At 65.7% G+C, this 24,010-nt stretch carries 27 protein-coding genes; 7 read left to right on the forward strand and 20 right to left on the reverse strand.

What is annotated here, in order from left to right:
- Window positions 1–5 precede the first annotated feature (5 nt).
- From ACEN98_RS00290 to gpmA, 16 genes are all read right to left on the reverse strand, one after another.
- Window positions 6–710 (reverse strand): type II secretion system protein N, encoded by a 705-nt coding sequence (locus ACEN98_RS00290; RefSeq protein WP_413380496.1) that lies wholly within the window; start codon window positions 708–710, stop codon window positions 6–8.
- Between the two features lie 11 nt (window positions 711–721).
- On the reverse strand, window positions 722–1,942 hold the full coding sequence (gene gspF, locus ACEN98_RS00295; protein WP_413342527.1) for a type II secretion system inner membrane protein GspF: 1,221 nt from the start codon (window positions 1,940–1,942) through the stop codon (window positions 722–724).
- 3 nt (window positions 1,943–1,945) lie between these two features.
- A complete protein-coding gene (gspE, locus tag ACEN98_RS00300) occupies window positions 1,946–3,370 on the reverse strand; it encodes a type II secretion system ATPase GspE (RefSeq protein WP_413342528.1) in 1,425 nt (474 codons plus the stop codon).
- 5 nt (window positions 3,371–3,375) lie between these two features.
- Window positions 3,376–5,715, reverse strand: a complete 2,340-nt coding sequence (gspD, locus tag ACEN98_RS00305; protein ID WP_413380498.1) for a type II secretion system secretin GspD — start codon at window positions 5,713–5,715, stop codon at window positions 3,376–3,378.
- Window positions 5,715–6,488 (reverse strand): type II secretion system protein N, encoded by a 774-nt coding sequence (gspN, locus tag ACEN98_RS00310; protein WP_413380500.1) that lies wholly within the window; start codon window positions 6,486–6,488, stop codon window positions 5,715–5,717. Before gspN ends, gspD begins: the two co-directional genes overlap by 1 nt.
- Complete coding sequence (gene gspM, locus ACEN98_RS00315; protein ID WP_371764249.1) at window positions 6,485–7,003, reverse strand: type II secretion system protein GspM; 519 nt, start codon at window positions 7,001–7,003, stop codon at window positions 6,485–6,487. The genes gspN and gspM overlap by 4 nt, the downstream gene beginning before the upstream one ends.
- A complete protein-coding gene (gene gspL, locus ACEN98_RS00320; RefSeq protein WP_413380502.1) occupies window positions 7,000–8,211 on the reverse strand; it encodes a type II secretion system protein GspL in 1,212 nt (403 codons plus the stop codon). Before gspL ends, gspM begins: the two co-directional genes overlap by 4 nt.
- Before the next feature lie 76 nt (window positions 8,212–8,287).
- Complete coding sequence (gene gspK, locus ACEN98_RS00325) at window positions 8,288–9,271, reverse strand: type II secretion system minor pseudopilin GspK (protein ID WP_413380505.1); 984 nt, start codon at window positions 9,269–9,271, stop codon at window positions 8,288–8,290.
- Window positions 9,268–9,942, reverse strand: a complete 675-nt coding sequence (locus ACEN98_RS00330) for a type II secretion system protein J (protein WP_413380508.1) — start codon at window positions 9,940–9,942, stop codon at window positions 9,268–9,270. Before ACEN98_RS00330 ends, gspK begins: the two co-directional genes overlap by 4 nt.
- Window positions 9,939–10,328, reverse strand: a complete 390-nt coding sequence (gspI, locus tag ACEN98_RS00335) for a type II secretion system minor pseudopilin GspI (RefSeq protein WP_413380511.1) — start codon at window positions 10,326–10,328, stop codon at window positions 9,939–9,941. The genes ACEN98_RS00330 and gspI overlap by 4 nt, the downstream gene beginning before the upstream one ends.
- A gap of 11 nt (window positions 10,329–10,339) precedes the next feature.
- On the reverse strand, window positions 10,340–10,816 hold the full coding sequence (gspH, locus tag ACEN98_RS00340; RefSeq protein ID WP_371764244.1) for a type II secretion system minor pseudopilin GspH: 477 nt from the start codon (window positions 10,814–10,816) through the stop codon (window positions 10,340–10,342).
- 13 nt (window positions 10,817–10,829) lie between these two features.
- Window positions 10,830–11,285: a type II secretion system major pseudopilin GspG gene (gene gspG / locus ACEN98_RS00345; protein ID WP_371764243.1), complete on the reverse strand. Its 456-nt coding sequence runs from the start codon at window positions 11,283–11,285 to the stop codon at window positions 10,830–10,832.
- 151 nt (window positions 11,286–11,436) lie between these two features.
- Window positions 11,437–12,198, reverse strand: a complete 762-nt coding sequence (locus ACEN98_RS00350; protein WP_371771676.1) for a HesA/MoeB/ThiF family protein — start codon at window positions 12,196–12,198, stop codon at window positions 11,437–11,439.
- Window positions 12,195–13,688, reverse strand: coding sequence for a S41 family peptidase (locus ACEN98_RS00355; RefSeq protein ID WP_413336921.1), 1,494 nt, complete (start codon window positions 13,686–13,688; stop codon window positions 12,195–12,197). The genes ACEN98_RS00350 and ACEN98_RS00355 overlap by 4 nt, the downstream gene beginning before the upstream one ends.
- A 28-nt stretch (window positions 13,689–13,716) precedes the next feature.
- Entirely contained in the window at window positions 13,717–15,129 is a 1,413-nt protein-coding gene (locus ACEN98_RS00360; RefSeq protein WP_413385927.1) for a murein hydrolase activator EnvC family protein, read from the reverse strand.
- A 69-nt stretch (window positions 15,130–15,198) separates the two neighbouring features.
- On the reverse strand, window positions 15,199–15,945 hold the full coding sequence (gpmA, locus tag ACEN98_RS00365) for a 2,3-diphosphoglycerate-dependent phosphoglycerate mutase (RefSeq protein ID WP_413380514.1): 747 nt from the start codon (window positions 15,943–15,945) through the stop codon (window positions 15,199–15,201).
- 88 nt (window positions 15,946–16,033) lie between these two features.
- Here gpmA and ACEN98_RS00370 point away from each other — a divergent pair, with 88 nt between their 5' ends.
- The 5 genes from ACEN98_RS00370 (at window position 16,034) to ACEN98_RS00390 (ending at window position 18,937) form a co-directional block, all read left to right on the forward strand.
- Window positions 16,034–16,438, forward strand: coding sequence for a rhodanese-like domain-containing protein (locus tag ACEN98_RS00370; RefSeq protein WP_413380517.1), 405 nt, complete (start codon window positions 16,034–16,036; stop codon window positions 16,436–16,438).
- A 17-nt stretch (window positions 16,439–16,455) separates the two neighbouring features.
- Window positions 16,456–16,725, forward strand: a complete 270-nt coding sequence (grxC, locus tag ACEN98_RS00375; RefSeq protein ID WP_413380519.1) for a glutaredoxin 3 — start codon at window positions 16,456–16,458, stop codon at window positions 16,723–16,725.
- Between the two features lie 136 nt (window positions 16,726–16,861).
- Entirely contained in the window at window positions 16,862–17,335 is a 474-nt protein-coding gene (gene secB / locus ACEN98_RS00380; RefSeq protein WP_056134424.1) for a protein-export chaperone SecB, read from the forward strand.
- 100 nt (window positions 17,336–17,435) lie between these two features.
- Window positions 17,436–17,891, forward strand: a complete 456-nt coding sequence (locus ACEN98_RS00385; RefSeq protein WP_413336917.1) for an SH3 domain-containing protein — start codon at window positions 17,436–17,438, stop codon at window positions 17,889–17,891.
- 17 nt (window positions 17,892–17,908) lie between these two features.
- On the forward strand, window positions 17,909–18,937 hold the full coding sequence (locus ACEN98_RS00390) for an NAD(P)H-dependent glycerol-3-phosphate dehydrogenase (RefSeq protein WP_413380521.1): 1,029 nt from the start codon (window positions 17,909–17,911) through the stop codon (window positions 18,935–18,937).
- A gap of 80 nt (window positions 18,938–19,017) precedes the next feature.
- Here the strand turns inward: ACEN98_RS00390 and ACEN98_RS00395 are convergent, their stop codons facing one another.
- Genes ACEN98_RS00395 through mscL form a run of 4 tightly spaced genes read right to left on the reverse strand, consistent with a single transcriptional unit; the run spans window position 19,018 to window position 21,703 of the window.
- On the reverse strand, window positions 19,018–19,389 hold the full coding sequence (locus tag ACEN98_RS00395) for a cupin domain-containing protein (RefSeq protein WP_413336915.1): 372 nt from the start codon (window positions 19,387–19,389) through the stop codon (window positions 19,018–19,020).
- Window positions 19,390–19,401: 12 nt separating this feature from the next.
- On the reverse strand, window positions 19,402–20,088 hold the full coding sequence (locus tag ACEN98_RS00400; protein WP_413336914.1) for a DUF2461 domain-containing protein: 687 nt from the start codon (window positions 20,086–20,088) through the stop codon (window positions 19,402–19,404).
- 27 nt (window positions 20,089–20,115) lie between these two features.
- Complete coding sequence (locus tag ACEN98_RS00405) at window positions 20,116–21,252, reverse strand: Do family serine endopeptidase (protein WP_413380524.1); 1,137 nt, start codon at window positions 21,250–21,252, stop codon at window positions 20,116–20,118.
- Window positions 21,253–21,268: 16 nt separating this feature from the next.
- Window positions 21,269–21,703, reverse strand: coding sequence for a large conductance mechanosensitive channel protein MscL (mscL, locus tag ACEN98_RS00410; RefSeq protein WP_413380527.1), 435 nt, complete (start codon window positions 21,701–21,703; stop codon window positions 21,269–21,271).
- Window positions 21,704–21,968: 265 nt separating this feature from the next.
- On the opposite strand from mscL, the gene petA reads away from it, so the two are divergent.
- Window positions 21,969–22,583, forward strand: coding sequence for a ubiquinol-cytochrome c reductase iron-sulfur subunit (gene petA / locus ACEN98_RS00415; protein WP_413336911.1), 615 nt, complete (start codon window positions 21,969–21,971; stop codon window positions 22,581–22,583).
- A gap of 1 nt (window position 22,584) precedes the next feature.
- On the forward strand, window positions 22,585–24,000 hold the full coding sequence (locus ACEN98_RS00420; protein ID WP_160406902.1) for a cytochrome b: 1,416 nt from the start codon (window positions 22,585–22,587) through the stop codon (window positions 23,998–24,000).
- Window positions 24,001–24,010 lie beyond the last annotated feature (10 nt).

Raw genomic sequence — 24,010 nt, forward strand, 5'->3', positions numbered from 1 at the left:
CAGCCTTACTGCGTATTCATCTGGCCGGCCGGATTTTGCGGCGGCATCTGCTGACCGTTCGGCGTCGGATTGATCGGGTTCGGATTCGCGGGCGGCGGATTGTCGTGCGTACCGACGTCGCCCGGGTTCGTCATGGACGGCTGCGGCTGGACGGCGCCCGGCGCCATCGGCGGCTCCGGCACGGCCTGCACCGGCTGCGCGGCCGGTGCGGTCGTGATCTGCTGGGGCTGCGGAAAATTCTGCGGCGGCATGCCGCCCGGCGGCGCCCCACTGGGCGGCATGCCGCCGGGCGCGCCACCCATCGCCGCGGCGGGCTTGGTATCGGTCGCCAGGTCGACACGCTTCATGACGCCGCCATCGGACAACATCACATAGCGCGGGTGGACTTCCGCCAGCGTGATGCCGGGCGCCAGCTCCTTGCCGACCCGCAGCGCCTTCGGCGGCGAACCTTCGGCGACGATGATCGCCACGCTGCTGCTCCCGTCCGCCACGACGCCCGTCAACTGGTAATTGGTCGCGCTTGCCACCGAAACCTGGCCACCAAACAAGGTAGCGGCGGCATCGATGGTCGGGTCGGGCATGGCGGCCTGCGGCGCCGCCGCGATCGGGCGCTGGGGCGGCTGGTACAACTGCATGATCCAGTACGCCAGCGACGCGGCAAACAGGACCACGCCCAGCAGGCTCAGGAAAAAAGGCAAGCGCTTGTTCATCAGTTTCCTTGTCACTGCACCAACTGGTTGATTTCAATAATCGGCATCAGCACGGCCAGCACGATCAATAGCACGACGAGGCCCATGGCCAGGATCAGCACGGGCTCCAGCAGGCCGGCGATGGTCATGGTGCGCCGTTCGAGGTCGGCCTGCTGCGAATTCGAGGCCCGTTCGAGCATGGCCGGCAGCTCGCCCGTGATCTCGCCCGCGCGGATCATGTGCACGAGCATGGGCGGGAACAGCTTTTGCGCCGACAGCGCCCGCGCCAGGCTCACGCCCTCGCGCACGCTGGCCGTCGCCTGCTCCACGAGTTCCTTCATCGCCACGTTCGACAACGTGTCGCGGCTCGTCTCGAGCGCGCGCAGGATGGGCACGCCGGAGCCCGTCGTGATCGCCAGGGTGCTCGCGAAACGGGTCGTGTTCAGGCTGCGTTCGAACTTGCCGTACACGGGCGCGTTCAACAGCCACGTATGCCAGCGGCGCTTGAGCACGGGGTTGCGCAGGGCGCGGCGCCACGCGTACCACGCCGCGATGACGACCAATGCCACATAGATCCCGTAGGCGCGCGTAAAGTTCGACACACCGAGCATGAGGATGGTCAGGAACGGCAGTTTCTGCTTGGTGTTGGCGAACACCGAGACGATCTGCGGCACGACATAGGTCAGCAGGAAGATCACGATCGCGAACGCGACGACGGTGACGATGGCCGGATAGGTAAACGCCAGGCGCACCCGCTGCACGAGGGCGTTGCGGCGTTCGATGTAGTCGGCCAGGCGCGACAGCACGCGCGACAGCTGGCCGATCTGTTCGCCGGACGCGACGAGGGCCCGGTAGATCTCGGCGAAGTCGCGCGGATGGCGCGCCAGCGCGCTGGAGAACGACGCGCCGCCCATCACTTCGGACCGGATCGACGCGATCAGGTCGCGCACGTAGGCACGCTCGGCCTGCTCCAGCAGCGCGGTGAAGGCCTGTTCGAGCGGCAGGCCGGCTTCCAGCAAGCTCGCGAGCTGGCGCGTGAACAGCGCGAGCTCGACCTGGGACAGGCGCTCGCCGAAGCCGCGCGCGCGCGCCGCCCCGCTCTCGTCGACCTGGGCCGCGATGGCCTCGACGGCGAGCGGCGTCAATCCCTGCAGGCGCAGGTCGGCGCGCGCGGCACGCGGGCTGTCGGCGTTCAGGACGCCCTTGCGGGTAACGCCGCCCGTGTCGACGGCTTCATAGCGGAAGGCGGGCATCGATCAATCCACCTTCGTCACGCGCAGCAGTTCGGCTTCTGTCGTGATGCCTTCCCGCACCCACCGTTGGCCATCGTCGTGCATGGTCTTCATGCCGGATTTCAGGGCCGCGTTGCGGATCTCGGCCTCGGCGGCCTGGTTGTGGATCTGCGAACGGATCTGTTCGTTCGTCTCGAGCAGCTCGTACACGCCCACGCGGCCGTGGAAGCCCGTGTGGCCGCAGCGGTCGCACCCGACCGCCACCCAATGTCCCGCTTCCTGGCGCTTGCAGTGCGGGCACAGCTTGCGCACGAGGCGCTGGGCCATCACGCCCAGCAGCGACGACGACAGCAGGAACGGCTCGATACCCATGTCCAGCAGACGTGTGACGGCCGAGGCGGCGTCGTTCGTGTGCAGCGTGGCGAGCACGAGGTGGCCCGTCAGCGAGGCCTGCACGGCGATCTGGGCCGTTTCGAGGTCGCGGATTTCGCCGATCATGATCACGTCCGGATCCTGGCGCAGGATCGCGCGCAGGGCCTTGCCGAACGTCATGTCGATGCGGGCGTTGACCTGCGTCTGGCCGATGCCGGGCAGGTCGTATTCGATCGGGTCTTCCACCGTCATGATGTTGGTGGTCGTCGAATTCAGGCGCGACAGCGAGGCGTACAGGGTCGTCGTTTTACCGGAACCGGTCGGGCCCGTGACGAGCACGATGCCGTGCGGCTGGTTGATCAGCTTGTCGAACTGCGGCAGCATCTGCCCGCTCATGCCGAGATGGCTGAGGTCGAGGCGGCCCGCCTCCTTGTCGAGCAGACGCAGCACGGCGCGTTCGCCGTGGCCGGTCGGCAGGGTCGACACGCGCACGTCGACGGGCTTGCCGCCGATGCGCAACGTGATGCGGCCGTCCTGCGGCAGGCGCTTTTCCGCGATGTCGAGCTGCGACATGATCTTGATACGCGAGATCAGCGACGCGTGGATGCCCTTGCGCGGGCGCACGATGTCGCGCAGCGCGCCGTCGATGCGGAAGCGCACGACGGACGTCTGCTCGAACGGTTCGATGTGGATATCGGACGCGCCTTCGCGCAGCGATTGCGTGAGCAGCGCGTTGATCATGCGGATGACGGGCGCGTCGTCGGACGATTCCAGCAGGTCCTCGATCGCGGGCACGTCCTGCAGCAGCTTCGTGAGGTCGAGGTCGGCGTCGAATTCGTCCGCGACCTGCGACGCGTCGCCGCCGGCCGACTGGTACGCGGCGGCAATGGCCGATTCCAGTTCGGCGCGTTCCATCCGCCGCAGGGTGATGCGCCCGAAACGGCGCGAGACCTCGGCGATCGCCGCGGGCTTGGTCGCATTCGAGACCAGCACTTCGACGGCTTGCGACGGGTCGCCGTTGGAACGCGCCAGCACGCCGTAATCGCGTGCGAATGCGTAGGGCAACAAGTTATTCATCGTCTTCAGTTCTGTTGGGTCGGCGTCGCCGGCCGGTATTCGGGTTGCGCGGGTTGCACCGGGCGGAACTCCGGCTGGGCCGGCGCCTTGGGCTGGCTCGTGCCCGGCCCGGTGGCGGCACCCGGACGCGCAGCGGCGGGTGCCGGCGGCGGCATCGTGGCCATCGGGCTGCCCGCGGGCGGCTGGCCATTGACCAAGCTCGGCAGCACCGGTGCGCCGAGATTCTTCAGCAGCACGGTGTCGTCGACCGGTTGTGCCGTCGCGCCGGCGGCGCGCATGAATTCGTAGCGGTCCATCGACAGGCTGTCGTTCTGTTCCTTGCTGCGCACCACGACCGGGCGCAGGAACACCATCAGGTTACGTTTGGCGCGCGTGCGGGTGCGGTACTTGAACAGGTTGCCGATGATCGGAATGTCGCCCAGCCCACGCGTCTTTTCGTTGTTCTCGGATTCATCGTCCGAGATCAGCCCGCCCAGCACGACGATCTGGCCATTGTCGGCCAACACGTTGCTCTCGATCGCGCGGACGGTGGTCACGATTCCCGACGCCGAGCTGACGGAGTTGTCGATCCCCGAATTCTCGTGGTAGATCGCCAGCTTGATCGTACCGCCTTCGGAAATCTGCGGGCGCACTTTCAGCAGCAGGCCCACGTCCTTGCGGTCGACCGTCTGGAACGGATTGCTTGCCCCGCTCGCGCCCGTCGTGAAGGAACCCGTAATGATCGGTATGTTCTGACCGACCTTGATCGTCGCCAGTTCGTTATCCAGCGTGATCATGTTCGGTGTGGACAAGATGTTGGCGTGTCCCGTACTTTCAAGGGCATGCGCGATCGCGCCCAGGCCCAGCTCGCCGTTCACCTGCTTGAAGAGGCCGATCGACAGGCCGGTCGGCGTCGGGATCGAGCTGCCGGTGGTCGCGCCGGACGCGCCGCTGATGCCCGTCGCCGCGGCCAGCGCCAGGTTGACGATGTTGTTGTTGCTGCCGCCGAGGCTGAACGACTGCAGGCCGCCGACACGGTAGCTGCTGTTGTTGTTGCCGGTCAGGCCCACCCATTGCACGCCGAACTCGGACGCGTCGGTCGACGTCACCTCGACCACCAGTGCCTCGATGTAGACCTGGGCGCGGCGCACGTCGAGCTGGTCGATGACGGCGCGCAGGTTGCGGTACACGGCGTCCGGCGCCGTGATGATGAGGCTGTTGGTCGACGCGTCGGCCTGGATGAAGCCGGAACCCTGTCCGCCGCCGGCACCGCCGGTCGTGGCCTGGCCCTGCTGGGAGAACGAGCCGCCCGTGCCGCCCATGCCGACGCTGCTCTGCTGGCCCTGCTGGCCGCCGAGCCCGCCGGCACCGCCAGCGCCGCCGGTGGCGGTGGACTGGATCGAACCGCCCGCCGTGCCCTGCTGCTGCACCGGCACGGCCGACGCATCCTGCGACACGACGGCGCGCAAGGTCTGCGCGACCTTGCTGGCGTCGGCGTTCTTCAGGTAGACCACGTGGATGTTCCCGAGTTCCGCCGTCGGCTGGTCGAGCTTCGCGATCAGGTTCTTGGCCATGCTCGCGCGCGCGGGCGACGGCGCGCGCACGATGACGGAGTTGGTGCGCGGATCGGCCAGCACGGTGACGCGGCCCGCGTCGCCGCCGGCCGCCGGTTCCATCAGGCGCGTGACGAGCGTGGCGACGTCGCTGGCGATGCCGTTGCGGATCGGGACCACGTCGAGGTCGCCGGTGGCCGGCGCGTCGAGCGCGGCGATGATCTTCGACAGGCGGCGCAGGTTGTCGGCGTAGTCCGTGATCACGAGGCTGTTGTTGCCCGGATCGGCCATGATCGAGTTGTTGGGCGAGATCAGCGGACGCAGCACGGCCGTCAGGTTGGCGGCGGACTCGTGCTGCAGGCGGTAGACCTGCGTGGCGATCTGGTCGCCTTTGACCCGCGAGCCGCCGATGCCGACCTGCGTGGGCGACGACTGCAGCTTCGCTTCCGCTTCCGGCACCACCTTGGCATAACCGTCGCCGGTGACGACCGCATAGCCCTGCAGGCGCAGTGCCGACGTCAGCAGCGAGAAGGCCTGGGCCCTGGTCAATGTCTTTTCCGAAACGAGCGTCAGCGTGCCTTTCACGCGCGGGTCGATGATGAACGTCGTCCCCGTGTAATGGCCGACCGCCTTGATCACGGACTCCATGTCGGCATTGACGAAGTTGAGCGCGGCGCCATTACCACTACCGTCCTGGGCATGGGCGAGCGGCGGCAGGACGCTTGTTCCGACGGTGCAGCAGAGCATGGCGCCGGCCACGATGCGGCGCAGTGCCGGGAGTTGCTGGATGCTGCGGGTTGGATTTTTTTTCATCATCTGAACTCTAACGCGATTATGTTCTTGCCGTTCACCATACGCCGTTGACCCAGCAGGTTGAGCAGGTTGCCCAGCGTGTCTTCGTACTTGTCGGCCGCCGCGGCCTGTCCCGAGAAGTGCAAGCGGCCGTTTTCCAATGCTCCATTACCAGACAGCAGGAGCGCACCGCTCACCGTACGCAGCACCACGTCGGCCCGCTGGCCGTGCCAGTCCATGGCCATCTCGTAGGTACCGAGCGGTTTGATCGGGCTCATGCGCGATCCCATGTCGGTCAGCGACAGCACCGTGCGTCCGCTCACCGTCACCGTATTGCCCTGGCGCGCGATGTCCAGCAGGTTCCAGGACAGCTTGATCGTGCCCGTGAGCGCGAGCGTGTTCAACGGCGCACCCAGCCCGGCCAGGCCTTCGGCCGGCAACAGCAGCTGGCCGGCGCTGACCTGCCATTGCGACCAGCTGCCGCTGACGTGCACGGGCTGCGCCAGCGCCTGGTCGTTGGCCAGGTCCATGCTGACATCCCCGAACAGCACCAGCGGCGACAGGCGCCAGCTGAAGCGTCCCGGCAGCAGCGGGGTGACGGATCCGCCCGCGCCCGGCGCCCCGCCCACAAAGGCTGAGCCGCGCCAAAGCGTACCCTGCGCATCCCCCAGAGTCAAACGGCCATCCGTCTGGCGTTCGACCATCGGCGCGAGCCATGCCGCCGGCAGGAACGCCAGTACCGTCAGGATCACCGCGAGCGTCGGCAGCGCGATCCAGGCAAACGTGCGCTTCATTGGCCGCTGCCGGTGTTCTGGCGCAGCGTCAGGCTGGCGTCGACCTGGCCGGCGGCGGGCAGGGACGTGACGACGGCGTCCTGCACGAGCAAGCGGTTGGCGCGGCGCTGCTCGTCCAGCCACGTGGCGAGGTTGGCGAACGCCACGTTATTCAACTGCAGCTTGATGTACTCGCCGTTCACCGACAGCGATTCCGGATTCAGGCCGCGCCCCGACAGGCTGCTGCCGACGGTTTCGCGCGTGAGCGGCACGACGTGCGTTTCCGGTGCCTGGGCCAGCGTGCTCGCTTCCTGGGCCATGGCCTGCAGCTCGGCCGCCTGCTGGCGCAGCTGCGGCAACTGGCGGCGCAGCTGGGCGCGCCCTTCGATGGCCGGATCGACGAGCAGCAGGTACAGCAGCGCGGCCAGCACGACGGCGCCGCCGGCCGCCAGGAAGCGGCGTTCCTGCTCGGTGCGCGCGAGCCAGAGCGCCGTGGCGCGCTCGCGGTACTGGGCAAAGGTGGTGGCGATGCTCATGGTTTGGCTCCCGTGCTGCGGATGACCCAGTTGCCCGGCGTGCTTTCTTCCAGCGTGAGCCGGCGCGTGGCCAGGGCCGTGCGCAACTGCCCGGTCAAACCGGGGTCGACCGTTTCGGGTTTGACTTTGACGGTCAACGCGCGTTCGCGGTATTCAATTGATACAAGTCCAATCGGACGGCCGAGCGATCGCGTCGCTTCACCCAGCGCCGAGGCGAGATAAGTAAATTCGTCGGGCGACACGTCGCCCGTGTTGGCGCGCGCGCGGGCGATGTGCTGGCGCATCTGCAGCACGGGATCGAGGATCGTCGTTTCGCGCGGATACACGTTGCGGTAGGTCTGGACCATCGACTGGCGCACCGTGTTGGCTTCGCGGCGCAGGCGCAGCCAGTCGACGTTCAGCCCGATCAGGTTGACGGCCACGGCCAGCGCGCCGAGCGCGATCGGCCAGCGCCAGCGGCGCCAGTCGCGCGTGGGCGCCCCCGCCGCGCCGAGGCCACTCACGAGGTCCAGCGCAGTCGTCTTGGAACCGGCGATCCAGTGCGTCCAGCTGTCCGCTTCGATCAGGATGCCGGGACCGGCTTCCTGCGCCAGCGCCTGGTATTCGCCCACTTGCGCGGGCGGCACGTACAGCACGAGCGGGGCGTCGCCGCTAAAGGCGCGCGCCGTCTGCAGCACGACGGCCGGCGTGGCGTCGAGCGCGAGGCCGAAGCCCTGGAACAGGCTCTGGCGCAAAGTCAGTTCGACGCCGGAAATGGCGGCGGCAACACTGCCCGGCTGCAAAGGCAAGCACAGTTGCGCGGGCTCGGCCATGATGGTGCGCGCGCCCTGCGCCAGCAGGCTTTTCACGATGCCTTGCAGCCAGTCGCGCTCGACCACCGCGATGGGCCGCATGCCGTCGGGCTGCTCGGGCGCGGCCACGAGGACGGCGTCCATCGGATCGCCCAGGATGTGTTCTTCGACGAGGCCCGGCAGCGCGGCCTTCAGGCGCGCGCCGGACAGCGGCGGCGCCTGCACCGACAGCAGGGTCACGTCGGCGGCGGCGAGCAGCAGCACGATGCGGCGGCTCGTGCCGACCAGGTCGCCCAGGTTGCGCAGCGGGCCTTCGCCATGCTGGTCGATCGCGCCGCCATCGGTGACGAGGGCGAAGCGGCACAACGCATGTTCACCTTCGGCACGCGCAGGATGCCGGATATAAAGTGTGCTCAAACTGTCTCGCTTTCTCGATCTTCTGTTGGTCGTTTTAACATGCCCTGCGCTATCCCTCGAGACTTCTCTTCAATGTTCAATACTGGCGGATCCACACCACTTTCGGCCCGCTGCCCGCCACCAGGTTCGACGACCGGTGGATCAGCGCCTGTGCATCCAGTGCCGCACGGTCCAGGCGGATGCGGCTGTCGACGAAAAACCAGTCGCTCTTGACGCCCGCCGTACCCTCCGTCGGCTTCCGGTTCTCGCCGATCTCGGTCTCGAAATAATTGAGACCGCGCCACGCCGCCTGCTTGCGCCGCACGATCAGCGTATTCGCTTCCGACACCGACATGTCCGGCACCACGGCCGCCAGCACTTCCGCCGGCGCCGTGTTGACGTTCACCGGCGTCTTTTCCGGCAGCACCGTCACGAACGGCCGCAGCCGCTCGACGATGGCCGGCGTCACGCCCCGCACCGACAACAGATCTTCCACCTGCAAGACCTTCACCGGCGCACCGACCACGGGCGCGGCCTGCTGCTGCGTCGGATCGTTGCCCTCTTCCATCGTGGCCGGCAAGCCGGCCGCGACGAAGTTCGCAATGCGCAGCGCCAGGCCCTGGTCCAGCTGCAGGTTGTTCAGCAGGCGTTTGAAAATCGCCAGCTGCTGCGGATCGGGCAACCCGCGGCTCATTCCCAGGTTGCGCAAATTGTAACGCGAGCATGCGTCGGTAATGTTACCGGACAGGCTTGCATCGAACGTTTCTCCTTCGACCCGCTGGCGTTCGACGTATTGGTCCAGGCGCGTTTCCGCCAGCGGCGTCGCCCAAACCTGGTCGAGCGACGTGTAGTCGCGGTGGTCGATGCCGTCCTGGAACAGCACCAGCGTCGACCAGTCGAGCGCGCCGCGCAGGATCCACTTGGTCTGCAAGTGCAGGCGCTGGTTTTCCATCGAACGCACCTGCACCTGCTGCTGCCAGAACAGGCTGGCGACGATGGAGATCGCCAGCGTGGTGAGCAGCAGCGCGGTGATCACGGCCACGCCGCGTTCGCGCGCAGGCCGGCGCTGGCGCGTTCTCATGGTTCCCCCAGCAGGAAGGATTTGACCATCGGCTGTTGCAGGTTCTGGGCCTGCAACGCGACCTGCAGGCCCGTGGGTTCGTTGCTCACCTGCGCCGCCTGGTCGGGCGACGGGGGCTGGGGCGGCGGCGGCGCCTGGCCCGTGCCCGCCGCATTCGCGCCGGGATCGACGCCGCCCTGGCGCCACGAGTTGTTGAGCCAGGTCGCGACCTGCATCCCCGTCACGCCGGTCTGGATGGCCACGGCCGGGTTGGTGTCGGCATCGCTGGTGACGGCCTGCCACAGCGCGTCGAGCTGGACGAGGTCGCGCGTCGGCTGCGACTCGCGCCGCATCAAGGTGCCGTTGACGATGCGGTACGCGACCACCTGCAGCCGCGACGGCTGGTTTTCCGTAAACACCTCGCGCACGAGCGTCAGGCGGTCGGCGCCGACGAGGAGATAGGGCCGCTGGTCGACGACGTCGCGCTGGGCGATGTGTTCGCAGTCGCTCTGCATCTGGGCGAAGGCCAGTTGCATGCCGCGCGTCGTTTCCATCTGCTGCGTGAGGGCCACGCGGGCGCGCACGATGCCGTCCAGCCCGCGCCAGCCGAGCACGGCGACGATGGCCAGGATGCTGATCGCCACGAGCAGCTCCACGAGGGTGAAGCCGCGGGCCGGGGAAGAGTTCGTCATCGCCACGGCTTCAGCACGAGTTGGACCAGCTTGACGATGCGCCGGTTGGGGTTTTCGATGTCGTACACGGAGACCTCGACCCGGCGCAGGCGCGGGTTCGGGCTGGCGATCACTTCTTCCTGGCACACGAGGTGCAGGTCGCCCTGCGGGCAATCGAAGCTGTGCTTGCCGATGTCGGGGAATTCCTTGCCCAGTCGGATCTGCACGAGCCGGTTCTCGGCCGACCACGTCGCCATCATCGAGGCGCGCAGGCCGCTGCCGTTGGCGCTCAGGCTGCCGACGGCGCGCAGGCCCGCGCCCAGCGCCGTGCCCACGATGACGAGGGCCACGAGCACTTCGAGCAGCGTGAAGCCGCATTGCCGGTTCGGGAATCGCATGGCGCGCATGATTGACCTCTTCACTCCACCGTGAAGTGCCCGACCCCGTCGGCGCGGATGGCGACGCGGTCGTTGCCGCTGGCCAGCGTGAGCACGAACGGCTTGTCGACCGGTTCGCTGCCGAACGTGATGCGCAGCGGATTCAGGGTACCCGCGCTGGTCGGATCCAGCAGCAGGGTCAGCGGGGCATTCTTGAAGTCGCGCTCGCGCAGCATGTCGTCGTTCGCGATCGGTTGCCAGCGCGTTTCGGTGCGCACGAGGAAGTGGTAACGCTCGGGCGTGGCTTCGAAGGCGACGAGGCGGTTGCGCACGATCGCTTCGTCGCGCGCCAGTTGCAGCAGCAGCGCGATACGCTGCGCCTCCTTCTGCAGGTCCTGGTGCGGGCTGGGAATGGCGTTGAGGCTGGCCAGCCCCAGCGTGATGCCGATGATGACCATCACGACCATGATCTCCACCAGGGTGAAGCCGCCGGCGCGGCCCGGCGCGCGCGTGGTCATCGACACACCTACGTTATTTGTTGTCCCACGAACCGACGTCGGCATCCTCGCCGGTACCGCCCGGCTGGCCGTCCGCGCCCAGCGAGAACACGTCGATCTCGCCGTGCAGGCCAGGCGACAGGTACTGGTACGGATTGCCCCACGGGTCCTTCGGCAGCTTGTCGATGTAGCCGCCTTCCTTCCAGCCGTTGGCGGCCGGGCCGCTGGTCGGCTTCTGGACGAGGGACTGCAAGCCCTGCTCCGTGGTCGGATAGCGCTGGTTATCGAGCTTGTACATCTTGAGTGCCGACATCAGCGTGGCGATGTCGACGCGGGCCGCGGTCACGCGCGACTCGCCGGTACGGCCCAGCAGCTTGGGAACGACGAGCGCACCCAGGATGCCGATGATGACCACGACGACCATGATTTCGACGAGGGTGAAACCGCGCTGGCGGCGCTGCCGTGCGAAACGATGCTTGAAGTTCTGCATAGATGTGATGGATGTGGTCGAAAAAACAGTATAAGGCCGAACGAGCGGGGATGAGGTTAAAAGTCGTTTGGAAAATGTTCCAACTCGTCAGGAAAATTGTCTAATTGTAAGATAGGCGGCGCAGAAAGACACCTTCCACGTGCGCCGCGACTCATTCTACGCCGGGACGCCCCGCGCAAACGGGGCAGCACGGATTGCGTGCCACGCCGATCTCCGTCCACTCCATGGCGCGCGCATCCAGCATCTGCAGCCGGCCGGCCAGCGAACGGCCGCTTCCGGCCAGCAGCTTCAGCGCCTCGGCCGCCTGCATGGCGCCGATGATGCCGACCAGCGGCGCGAACACGCCCATCGTGCTGCATGCCACTTCCTCGAACTTGCCGTCCTCCGGGAACAGGCAGGCATAGCAGGGCGAAGCGGGGTCGCGCACGTCGAAGACCGAGATCTGCCCGTCGAAACGGATCGCGGCGCCCGCGACGAGCGGGACGCCGGCGGCAACGCAGGCGCGGTTGACGGCATGGCGGGTGGCGAAGTTGTCGCTGCAGTCGAGTACGACATCGGAATCGCGCACGAGTTCCCCTAAACGTGCGGCATCGGCGCGTTCGCGCAAGGCGACGACCTCGACCTCGGGATTGATCTGGTGCAGGGCTTCACGGCCGGACTCGACCTTGGGCTGGCCCACGCGGGCCGTCGTGTGCATGACCTGGCGCTGCAAATTCGTCAGGTCGACGGTGTCGTCGTCGACGAGCGTCAACCGGCCCACGCCGCCCGCGGCGAGATACAGCGCGGCCGGCGAGCCGAGACCGCCGGCGCCGATCACGAGCACGCGCGCGGCCAGGAAGCGCGCCTGGCCTTCGATACCGATCTCGTCGAGCAGGATATGGCGCGAATAGCGAAGCAGTTGCTGGTCGTTCATCGCTTCGGTGCAGACGGCTTGGCGTCGTCCTTGATCTCGGCCGGCTTCGGCTCCTGGCCCGGCAGCTTGGCCGGCGCGGGCTTGTCCTCGTCCGGATCGGCCTTGGCGAGCTGCACCTTCAGGCCCTTGAAGTGATTCAGGGCTTGCGCCAGCTGGAAATCGTCCTTGCCGCCGAATTCGACCGGTTTCGCATTCTTCAGCGCGGCCATGGTGAACTGCTCTTCCTCGAGCTCGTCGCGGCGCTTCGCGTTCGCGCTCTTGCTATCAGCCGCTTCGTTCGTCAGGTGATGATCGAGGTCCGCTTCGCGCACGCGCACGGCGTTCAGGCCGTCGCCTTCCGGCGTCTCGTCGACCTTCAGGTCCGGCACGATGCCCAGCGCCTGGATCGAGCGGCCCTTCGGCGTGAAGTAGCGCGCGGTCGTCAGCTTCACGGCCGTGTCGGGCGTCAACTGGCGCAGGGTCTGCACGGAACCCTTGCCGAACGTCTGGCTGCCCATCACGATGGCGCGCTTGTAATCCTGCAGCGCGCCCGCGACGATTTCCGACGCCGAGGCCGAGCCCGTGTTGACCAGCACCACCATCGGCACGGTCTTCAGCGCGGCCGGCAATTTCGCGAGCGGATCGGCGCCCGGCTTGACGGCATAGAATTCGCGCCGGCCGTAGAACGTGGCGTTCGACTCGGCCAGCTGGCCCTTCGTCGAGACGATCACGTCGTTCGCCGGCAGGAAGGCGGCGGAGACGCCGATCGCGCTCGGCAGCAGGCCGCCCGGGTCGTTGCGCAGGTCCAGCACGAGACCCTTGATGTTCGGATTGCGGGCGTACAGGTCCTTCAACTTGTCCGCGACGTCGTCGACGGTCTCTTCCTGGAACTGGTTGATGCGCAGCCAGGCATAGCCGGGCTCGATCATCTTCGCCTTGACGCTGGCCACCTTGATTTCCTCGCGCTCGACCGGCACGACCCACGGCGCGTCCGCGCCGCGGCGCGCGATGGTCAGCATCACCTTGCTGTGCGGCTCGCCGCGCATGCGCTTGATGGCATCGTCCAGCGACAGGCCCTTCACCGGCACATTGTCGATGCGGGTGATCAGGTCGCCCGCCTTGATGCCGGCACGGTAGGCGGGCGAATCCTCGATGGGCGAGACGATCTTGACGTAGCCGTCTTCCATCGCGACCTCGATGCCGAGGCCGACGAAGCGGCCCTGCACCTCTTCGCGCATCTCGGCGAAATCCTTCTGGTCCAGGTACACGGAATGCGGATCCAGCGAATTCACCATGCCGGCGATGGCGTCCGACAGCAGCTTCTTGTCGTCGACCTTCTCGACGTAATCGCTTTTAATCAGGGCATACACGTCGGCCAGCTGACGCAGCTCGTCCAGCGGCAGGGGCGCATCGCCGCCCTTTTGTGCCAGCGCCGAATACTGGACCGAGGCGGCCACCCCGGCCACCATGCCGAGGCCGATCAGACCGAGGTTCTTGAGTTTCTTGCCCATGCTGTTCCCTGGATTGTGCTTCCGGAAATTAGAACCTGATCCAGCTCGAAGGATCGAACGCTTTTCCGAGATGCCTGAGCTCGAAGTATAGCCCCGATTCCTCGTTACCGCCGGTATTGCCGGCACTGGCGATGACGTCGCCCGGCTTGACCGCGTCGCCGGCCTGTTTCACCAGGGTCTGGTTGTTGCCGTAGATCGACAGGTACTCGCCGCCGTGGTTGATGATGATCAGGTTGCCGTAGCCGCGCATCCAGTTGGCGAACACGACACGCCCCGCCGCGATGGCGCGCACGTCGGTCCCTTCCGGGGCCTTGATGAACATGCCGCGCCACGTCGGACCATCGCCGCGCTTGGCGCCGAAACGGGCCGCGATCTTGCCGGAGATCGGCGCCGGCAGGCGGCCGCGCAGGCTTTCGAATGCGCCGCTCGGCAGGTCGGCGGCCAGTGCCGTGTCGGCCGAACGCTGCGGTGCTTCCGGTTTCGGTGCCGGCTCCTCGGCCACCCGCGTCTCTTCCGGCTCGGGTTTCGGCGGCGGCAATGGTTTGACGGGCTTGCCCGTCTTGGCCGCTTCCTTGGCCGCTTCGCGCGCCAGGCGTTCGCGCTCTTCGCGCTGCGCCCTGGCCCGCGCCAGCGCACGTTGTTTCGCCTCGGCGGCCGCTTTCGCGCGCGCGGCGGCCAGTTCCTGTTGGCGCTTGCGCTCGGCCGCGGCGGCGATTTCCTGTTCGCGGATCAGGCGCGTCAGGCGGTCGACGAGGCCGCTCATGCGCTGCTCGTCCCGTTCCAGGCGGCTCGCCTGCTTGCGCTGGTCCGTCAGCTTGCTCGACAGGTTCGCCAGCAGGGCGGCCCGTTTGGCCTTTTCCTTTTCGAGCAGCGCCTTTTGCGACTTCTGCTCTTGTGCAATTTCTTCCAGCTCGTCCCTGGCGTTCTGCGTCTCGGCGTGGTTCGCCTCGACGGCCGCCAGGTTCGTGCGCAGGGAATTCAGTAATTTCGCTTGCGCCTGCGAGACGTAGGCCATCATCTGCAGGTCGCGGTTGATCCGGTTCGGGTTATCGCCGGACAGCAGCAGCTTGATGCGGTCCTCGTTGCCGGCGATATAGTGCTGGCGCAACAGCTTCGCCAGCTGGCGCTTCTGGGCCGCGATGGTGTCGCCAAGTCGCGCCTCTTCGGTCGCGAGATCCTTCAGCCTGGTATTGGTCTCGGCCTGCTCGTCCGCAAGTTCGCGCAGCGAGCGGTTGGCGTCGGAAATCTTTTCTTCCGATTCCGCCAGCTCGTCGGCCGCGTCTTCCTTTTCGCTCTCGGTGCGGCTGATGTCCTTCTTGAGCGCATTGAGCTTTTGCTGGATGCCGGCGCGCGCCGCCTCGGCGGCGGCCTTCTCCTTGCTGCGCGTGGTCTGGCGCGGCGCCGCCTGCACGCTGCCGAAGGCGAACGCACAGGCCAGCAGGCCGCAGACCAGTTTGCCGCGGGCGGACAGGCCCGCGGACGTCGACTTCACGAAGGGAAAACGCAAGACTTACTTCGCCTTCCCTTGGTTGGCCACGGCGGCCATGGCGGCCGCGATCGCTGCCTGGTCGCCCAGGTAGTAGTGGCGGATCGGCTTCAGGTCCGCGTCCAGTTCATACACGAGCGGGGTGCCGTTCGGGATGTTCAGGCCGACGATGTCCGTGTCGCTGATGTTGTCCAGCATCTTGATCACGGCGCGCAGGCTGTTGCCGTGGGCCGAGATCAGGATCTGCTTGCCGGCGCGGATGGCCGGGGCGATTTCCTCGTCCCAGGCCGGCATCACGCGGGCGACGGTGTCCTTCAGGCATTCCGTCAGCGGGATCTGGGCCTTGTCGAGGCCGGCGTAGCGCGGGTCGTTGAAGGACGTGCGCGGATCGTTCGCTTCCAGCGCCGGCGGCGGGGTGTCGTAGCTGCGGCGCCATACGAGCACCTGCTCGTCGCCGAACTTGGCGGCGGTCTCGCCCTTGTCCAGGCCCTGCAGCGCGCCGTAGTGGCGCTCGTTCAGGCGCCAGTCGTTCTTGACCGGCAGCCACATCATGTCCATCTCGTCCATGGCCAGCCACAGGGTGCGGATCGCACGTTTCAGGACCGAGGTATAGGCCAGGTCGAAGGTGAAGCCGGCTTCCTTCAGCAGGCGGCCGGCGAGCTTGGCTTCATTGACCCCTTTTTCGGTCAGGTCGACATCGGTCCAGCCGGTGAAACGGTTCTCGAGGTTCCAGGTGGACTCGCCGTGGCGCATGAATACGATTTTGTACATAGGTGCTTTATAGAAAAAAGTGAGCAAGAAATACCGATCCGACTTCTATTTTATAATGCGATGATTCAGTTCAACCAACGGAACCTTCGTGAAATTCATCATCGACCATTTCATCACTGTCGCGATCGCTCTTTTGTCGGGGGGCGCCCTGCTGTGGTTGTCGCTCGCGCCGCGTGGCCGCGTGGCCTCCCCGCTGCAGGCCACCCAGATGCTCAACCGCGGTAAATCCACCGTCGTGATCGATGTGCGCAGCGCCGAAGCCTTTGCCAACGGGCACCTGCGCGACGCGAAACACATTCCGCTGGCAGACTTGGGCAATCGCACCGGCGAGCTGGACAAGTCGAAAATCAAGACCATCGTTGTCGTCGACCAGGACGGCAAACACGCCACTAAAGCGGCGCGCCTGTTGAAAGCGGCAGGGTTCGAAGATATCTATGGCCTGGAAGGCGGCATCGCGGCCTGGACGGCTGCCGGCCTGCCCCTGATCAAATAATTTGAAAGGATACTGCCATGACAGCCCATGTTGTCCTCTATCACACCGCCAGCTGCCCCTACTGCGTGCGCGCCGAGCGTCTGTTGGAAGCCAAGGGCGTGACCGACATCGAACGCATCCGTGTCGACCTTGATCCAGAACAGCGCGCCGTCATGATGCAACGCACGGGCCGCCGTACGGTGCCGCAGATCTACGTGGGCGATACCCACGTGGGCGGCTTCGACGACCTGTACGCGCTCGACCAGGCGGGCCGCCTGGACCCGCTGCTGAAGGGCGAAGCAGCCTGATCGGTGCTGGCTTGGCCAGGCCCCGGCAAACTATTGAAACCGAATTGGTTTTGATACAATTGCCGGCGCCTTGACAAGTCAAGCACCTCGAATGGCAGGCTATGCCATTCTTCTTACAATTACACGAAAGCGTTCCATGGCTGACGAAAACCTGCAACCCGTATTCCAAATCCAGCGTATTTACCTGAAGGATCTGTCGCTGGAACAACCGAATTCCCCGGCGATCTTCCTGGAGCAGGAAGCCCCGACCATCGAGGTCGCGCTGGACGTCGGCGCCGAAGGCATTGCCGATGGCATCTACGAATCGACCGTCACCATCACCGTGACCGCCAAGGTCAAGGACAAAGTGGCCTTCCTGGCCGAAGGCAAGCAGGCAGGTATCTTCGAAGCCCGTAACATCCCGGCCGAGCAGATGGATCCGCTGCTGGGCATCGGTTGCCCGAACATCATCTACCCGTACCTGCGTGCGAACATCGCCGACGTGATCACCCGTGCCGGTTTCCCGCCGGTCCACCTGGCCGAGATCAACTTCGAAGTGTTCTACCAGCAGCGCCGCCAGGCGCTGGCCGAGCAGGCTGCCGCTGCAGGCACGCCGGCTGGTAACCAGTAATATCCCGGGCGTCCCGCTTCGCCCGTCCCGGGCGGGGCCGGACGCCTTGTTTCTTTGACGTATCTGCCGACTTTCGGCAGACACGTCTTCAAAGGCCCACATGCGCCCCATCCGCTTCCGCCACCGACTCATTGCAGGCTGCTTGCTGCTGCTGGCATCGTGCGCGGCCGCCGCGTTCGATTTCAAGACGGTCGGCGCGCATGCCGTGATCCTGTACGACGCCCCGTCCACCCGCAGCGGCAAGCTGTACGTCGCGCCCAGCGGCATGCCGGTCGAGGTCGTCCTCAGCTACGGCGACTGGGTCAAGATCAGAGACGCCACCGGCGACATGGCCTGGACCGAAGCGAAAAACCTGTCGGCGAAGCGCAACGTCATCGTGCGCGTCGCGTCCGCCAGGGTGCGTTCGGCGCCCGACGAGAATGCGCCCGTCGTGATGACGGCCGAAAAGAACGTCCTGCTCGAGCTCGTCGATCCGGAAGCCGGCAACTGGGTGCGCGTGCGCCACCGCGACGGCACCAGCGGCTACGTCAAGGCTTCCGACATCTGGGGCATCTAGCCCGTATTTCGATACCCATGCACGAACCGAAACCACCCCAAAAAATCACCGTCCTCGGTGCCGGCGCCTGGGGCACGGCGGTGGCGATCGCGCTCGCCGCGCGCCACGACGTCCTGCTGTGGGGACGCAATCCCGCGCAGATGGTGCAAGCCGCCAGCGCGCGCGAAAACACCGAATACCTGCCCGGCTTTCCGTTCCCGGACGGCCTGGACGTCACGGCCGACTTCGATGCCGCCGTCGCGCATGTCGTGAACAGCGCCGGCGCGGCGCCGCTGCTGATCGCGGCCTGCCCGGTCGCCGGCCTGCGCCCGCTGCTGCTGCAACTGAAGGGCCGCGCCATTCCGAACATCGTCTGGCTGTGCAAGGGCTTCGAATACGAGACCGGCCTGCTGCCACACCAGGTCGTGCGCGAAGTGCTGGGCGATGCCGTGCCGGCCGCCGCGCTGTCCGGCCCGTCGTTCGCGCAGGAAGTGGCGCGCGGCCTGCCGTGCGCGCTGACGGTCGCCTCGACCGACAAGGCGCTGCGCGACCGCGTCGTCGCGCTCGTCCATGGCGGGAATATGCGCGTGTATTCCTGCGATGACATGGTTGGCGTGGAAGTAGGTGGCGCCGTCAAGAACATCCTCGCCATCGCCACCGGCACGGCCGACGGCCTCGGCCTCGGCCTGAATGCGCGCGCCGCGCTGATCACGCGCGGCCTCGCGGAAATCACCCGCCTCGGTACGGCGCTGGGCGGCCATGCGGGCACCTTCATGGGCCTGACGGGGATGGGCGACCTGATCCTGACGTGCACGGGCGACCTGTCGCGCAACCGCCGCGTAGGCCTGGCACTGGCCCAGGGCAAACCGCTCGACACGATCGTCCGGGAACTCGGCCACGTGGCCGAAGGGGTACCCTGCGCCAAGGCCGTGCGCGAGCTGGCGGCCAGGCTGGGCGTCGACATGCCGATCACCAATGCGGTGGCCGGCGTGCTGTTCGATGGCGATTCCGCCAGCGACATGGTGACCAGGCTGCTGGCGCGGGATCCGCGCGACGAACTGGCCTGACACGCTCCGATAACGCGACCGTTGCGGTGGCACGTTTCATTTGAGGCCCTTGGCCTCAAATGCCCCCCTACGGCTGCGGATTACGGCGCGGGCGTGCTCCGCGTCGGTCCACCCGTGTTATCGCCCGGATGCAGCAGGATGGTCAGCAACGCGACCGCATCCTGGTTGGCCTGGACCGCATGCGGCTCGCCGCCGGCGAGATAAACCATCTCGTTCGGCCGCAGGATCGTCGTGCGGCCGTGGGCCTGGAACGCGATCTCGCCTTCCAGGCACAGCAAGGTCATCTCGCCTTCGACCCAATGTTCCGGCAGCGGTTTTTCCTTCGGTATCACGAGCCGGATCAACTCCATGTGATCCGTCTTGATCAGTGCGATCGAGGTGAAATTCGCGATGTCGTCTTCGCCCCGCTGGAGTGCGATCCGCTCACCCGAGACTGCGTGATGCAACGCCATGTGTGACTCCCTTTACTCTTCGAATGTCTGCGGCACCCCGCGCAGCCAGTTGACAAGCGCGGTGGCGTCCTTGAATCCCTGCGCGAGCTGCGGCACGAGCTTGTCCGGGGCGTTGATGTCCAGCTTCTCTTCTTTCCAGACGAAATAGCTCTTCAGCTTCAGGTATTCGACCAGCGGATGGTTCGGATCGAATCCCTTCGGCGGGCGTTGCAGCTTGTCTTCCGGCTGCAGGTCGCCATACGCTTCGCGCAGATGTTTATTCTTCAACATTTTGGCGAAACCTGTCGCATCGTTGACGACGTGCTCGCGAATCGCCTTCAGGCGCGCCGCGGGCGGCAGGTATTCGCCCGCACCATACAGCAGCGTACCGTCCGCTTCGATGTGGAAATAATAGGTCGGACCGCCGCCTTCGCTGGGCCGGCGCTTGTTGCCCGGCGCGATGCCGGCCGAGAAATGCGTTTTATACGGCGTCTTGTCGTGCGAAAAGCGTGTATCGCGCTGGAAGCGGAACATCGCCTTCTTCGGGTCGCAGGCGACGATCTGCTTGTCGAACCGGCCGATCTCCTTGATCAGTTCCGTCAGCACTTCCAGGAATTCGACCCGCAGGATGTCGTAGCGAGGCTTGTTCATGATGAACCACGGCCGGGTGTTGCTCTCTTTAAGTTCGGAAAGGAATTGCGTCAGGTCGCGCAGATGCATAAGGGGTCCAAATGAGGTCCAAACAATTCAGGGGGTCTGGCGCGGACGGCGGCCGACGGTCACGGCGATGGTCGTCTCGCGGTTCTTGCGCATGACCGTCATCTGCGCCTTGCCGCCGGGCGGCAGGTCGGCGATGAGGTTCATCATGTCGTTGGTGCTGCCAACTTTCTTGCCTTCGACGGCCAGCAGGATATCGCCCGGACGCATGCCGGCGCGGTCGGCCGGTCCACCGCGCACGACGCCGGCGATGATGGCGCCGCGGTCGCGCGGGAGGCCGAAGCTGTCGGCCAGTTCGGGCGTGATGTCCTGCGATTCGACGCCGATCCAGCCGCGCACGACCTGGCCATGCTCGATGATGGAATCGAGCACGGTCTTCGCCGTCGACACGGGAATCGCGAAGCCGATGCCGACCGAACCGCCCGTCTGCGAATAAATGGCAGAGTTGATGCCCAGCAGGTTGCCGCGCGTATCGACGAGCGCGCCGCCCGAGTTGCCGAAGTTGATGGCGGCATCCGTCTGGATGAAGTTCTCGAAGTGGTTGATGTGCAGGTTGTTGCGGCCCAGCGCCGAGATGATGCCGAGGGTGACGGTCTGGCCCACGCCGAACGGATTGCCGATCGCGAGCACGACGTCGCCCACGCGCGCCTGCCCGGGGTCGCCCAGCACGATCACGGGCAATTTATCCGCCTTGATGCGGATGACGGCGAGGTCTGTTTCCGGATCGGTGCCGACGATGCTGGCGGCCGATTTGCGCCCGTCCGCGAGGCCGACCTCGATCTCGTCGGCGCCTTCCACGACGTGATAATTGGTCAGGATATAGCCGTCGCCGCTGACGATCACGCCGGAGCCCAGGCTGGCCATCTGTTCCTGCGGCGGCATCTTGTCGCCGAAAAACCGTTTGAAGAATGGATCCTTGAGCAGCGGATGCGTTTCGCGCAACGCCTTGCTGGTGAGGATGTTGACGACGGCCGGCATCGCGCGGCCGGCCGCGTCGCGGTAGCTGGCCGGCGCCGGGCCGCCGGCGGGCGCCTGTAGCACGGGCACTACCCCGCCGACCTGGGTCGGCGCGCGCCCCGTCCACGCCGGCCGGAGCGCCGCGATCACGACATAGATACCGAGGGCGATCGTGACGGTTTGCGCGAACAGCAGCCAGTAGCGGCGCATCGGGGAACTCCTGTGTTCAGCGCTTCAGCGAATCGCGGATTTCACGGAGCAGCACGACCTCTTCCGATACTGCCACCGCCGCGGCCGCCTCTTTCTCTTCTTCCGCTTTGGTGAGCGGCGCACGCATGCGGTTCATCAGGCGCACCATCTGGAAGATGACGAAGGCAAGGATCACGAAGTTCAGCAGGATCGTGAAGAAATTACCGTACGCAAGCACGGCGCCGGCCTTCTTGGCCTCGGCCAGCGGCAGGCCGTATGCCTGGCCGTTGAGCGGGATGTAGTAGCTGGCGAAATCGAGGCCGCCGAACAGCTTGCCGATCGGGGGCATGATGACGTCCTGCACGAGCGAATCGACGATGCGTCCGAACGCACCGCCGATGATCACGCCGACCGCCAGGTCGACGACGTTGCCCTTCATCGCAAATTTCTTGAACTCTTCCAGCATAGCCATCACGGACCTCCCTTGTGTTTTTTAAAACCTTGTCAGGTTCACAGCGATGATACAGGAAACGTGGGTCGATCCGATCCGGCGAGATAACCATGTGGCCAAGTGGTCCAAGTCAAAAACGGGCGTTTTTGGAAGCCGCCTGCCACGGCAAACGTTTTTTCTTTAATTTGCAAAACTGTTCACCTATAATCGACTGTTGCAAAAAAGCCTTTTACTGGTTTGCAACGTATTGCATTGCAACATTTCGCATTTGACGAATGGAGTTGGTATGAGTAATGAGAAGCAGGTCGATTCAGGCCGGCGAGGCTTGCTCGTGGCTACATGCGCGGCGGGTGGCGTTGTCGGTGTTTCAACGGCCGGGGTGCTGGTCAGTACGTTGCAGCCCTCGGAACGAGCGAAGGCGGCCGGTGCTCCGGTCGAAGCGGATATTTCCGATGTCAAACCGGGTGAACTGAAAGTCGTGGAGTGGCGCGGCAAGCCCGTGTGGATCCTCCGCCGCACTCCCGAAATGTTGGCCAGTCTGCCGAAGAACGACAACCTCGTTGCCGATCCGAACTCCGATAAACCCTATCAAATGCCGGTGCCGGCATACGCGAAGAACGAATTCCGCGCCTACGACAAGCACAAGGAAGTGCTCGTCGTCGTCGGCATCTGCTCCCACCTGGGCTGCTCGCCCTCCGCCCGCTTTGCCGAAGGTCCCCAGCCGAACCTGCCGGACGACTGGCACGGCGGCTTCCTCTGCCCCTGCCACGGTTCCACATTCGACCTGTCGGGCCGCGTCTTCAAGAACAAGCCGGCCCCCGCCAACCTCGATGTTCCTCCGTACATGTACCTGTCCGACAACAAGATCTTGATCGGCAAAGACGAGAAAGGCGAGGCATAAGATGGGCGCAGCGTTCAAGGACACCAAACTCCCGGCCGACGCGCCGAAAAGCCACAAGGCCCTCGCCTGGGTCGACGACCGCTTCCCGCTGTCGAAGTTGTGGAACGACCAGTGGGGCCGCTACTACGCCCCGAAGAACTTCAACATCTGGTACCTGTTCGGCTCGCTGGCCATGCTGGTGCTCGTGCTGCAGATCGTCACCGGCATCTTCCTGACCATGCACTACAAGCCGGACGCCAACCTCGCGTTCGGTTCCGTCGAATACATCATGCGCGAAGTCCCGTGGGGCTGGCTCGTGCGCTACATGCACTCGACCGGCGCCTCGGCCTTCTTCATCGTCGTGTACCTGCACATGACCCGCGGCCTGCTGTACGGCTCGTACCGCAAGCCGCGCGAGCTGATCTGGCTGTTCGGCTTCGCGATCTTCCTGTGCCTGATGGCCGAGGCGTTCTTCGGCTACCTGCTGCCATGGGGCCAGATGTCGTACTGGGGCGCCCAGGTGATCGTGAACCTGTTCAGCGCCATCCCGTTCATCGGCCCGGACCTGTCGCTGTGGATCCGCGGCGACTACGTCGTGTCGGACGCCACGCTGAACCGCTTCTTCGCCTTCCACGTGATCGCGATCCCGCTGGTGCTGCTGGGCCTCGTCGCCGCGCACCTGATCGCGCTGCACGAAGTGGGTTCGAACAACCCGGACGGCATCGAGGTCAAGGAAAACCTGGGCCCGGACGGCCACGGCGTCGACACGATCCCCTCGCACCCGTACTACACGACGAAGGACCTGTTCGGCGTGTCGGCCTTCCTGCTGATCTACAGCGCCGTCGTGTTCTTTGCGCCTGAGATGGGCGGCTATTTCCTGGAATATAACAACTTCCTGCCCGCCGACTCGCTGAAGACCCCACCGCACATCGCGCCGACCTGGTACTTCACGCCGTTCTACTCGGTGCTGCGCGCGACGACGTCCGACTTCATGTGGGTCGTGATGGCCGGCATTGCCGCGTACGTCGTGTTCATCTGGCTCCGTTCGCGCCTGTCGTACAAGACCAAGGTCGCGATCACCGTCGTCGCCATCCTGGCCGAGATCGGCATGCTGCCGCAAGTGCTGGATGCGAAATTCTGGGGCGTCGTGCTGTTCGGCTCGGCCGTCGTGATCCTGGCCCTGCTGCCGTGGCTGGACCATTCGCCGGTGAAATCGATCCGCTACCGTCCGAGCTGGCACAAATACGTGTACGCCGTGTTCTTCGTCGCGTTCCTGACGCTCGGCTACCTCGGCACCCAGCTGCCGACCCCGGCCTACACGCTGCTCGCCCAGGCCTGCACGCTGCTGTACTTTAGCTTCTTCCTGCTGATGCCGTGGTGGAGCGCGATGGGCCGGTTCAAGCCGGTACCGAAGCGTGTCACGTTCACCCCGCATTGATTCCGGAAAC

The organism is Massilia sp. CT11-137 (genome assembly GCF_047302885.1).
Classification (GTDB): domain Bacteria; phylum Pseudomonadota; class Gammaproteobacteria; order Burkholderiales; family Burkholderiaceae_D; genus Telluria; species Telluria orientalis.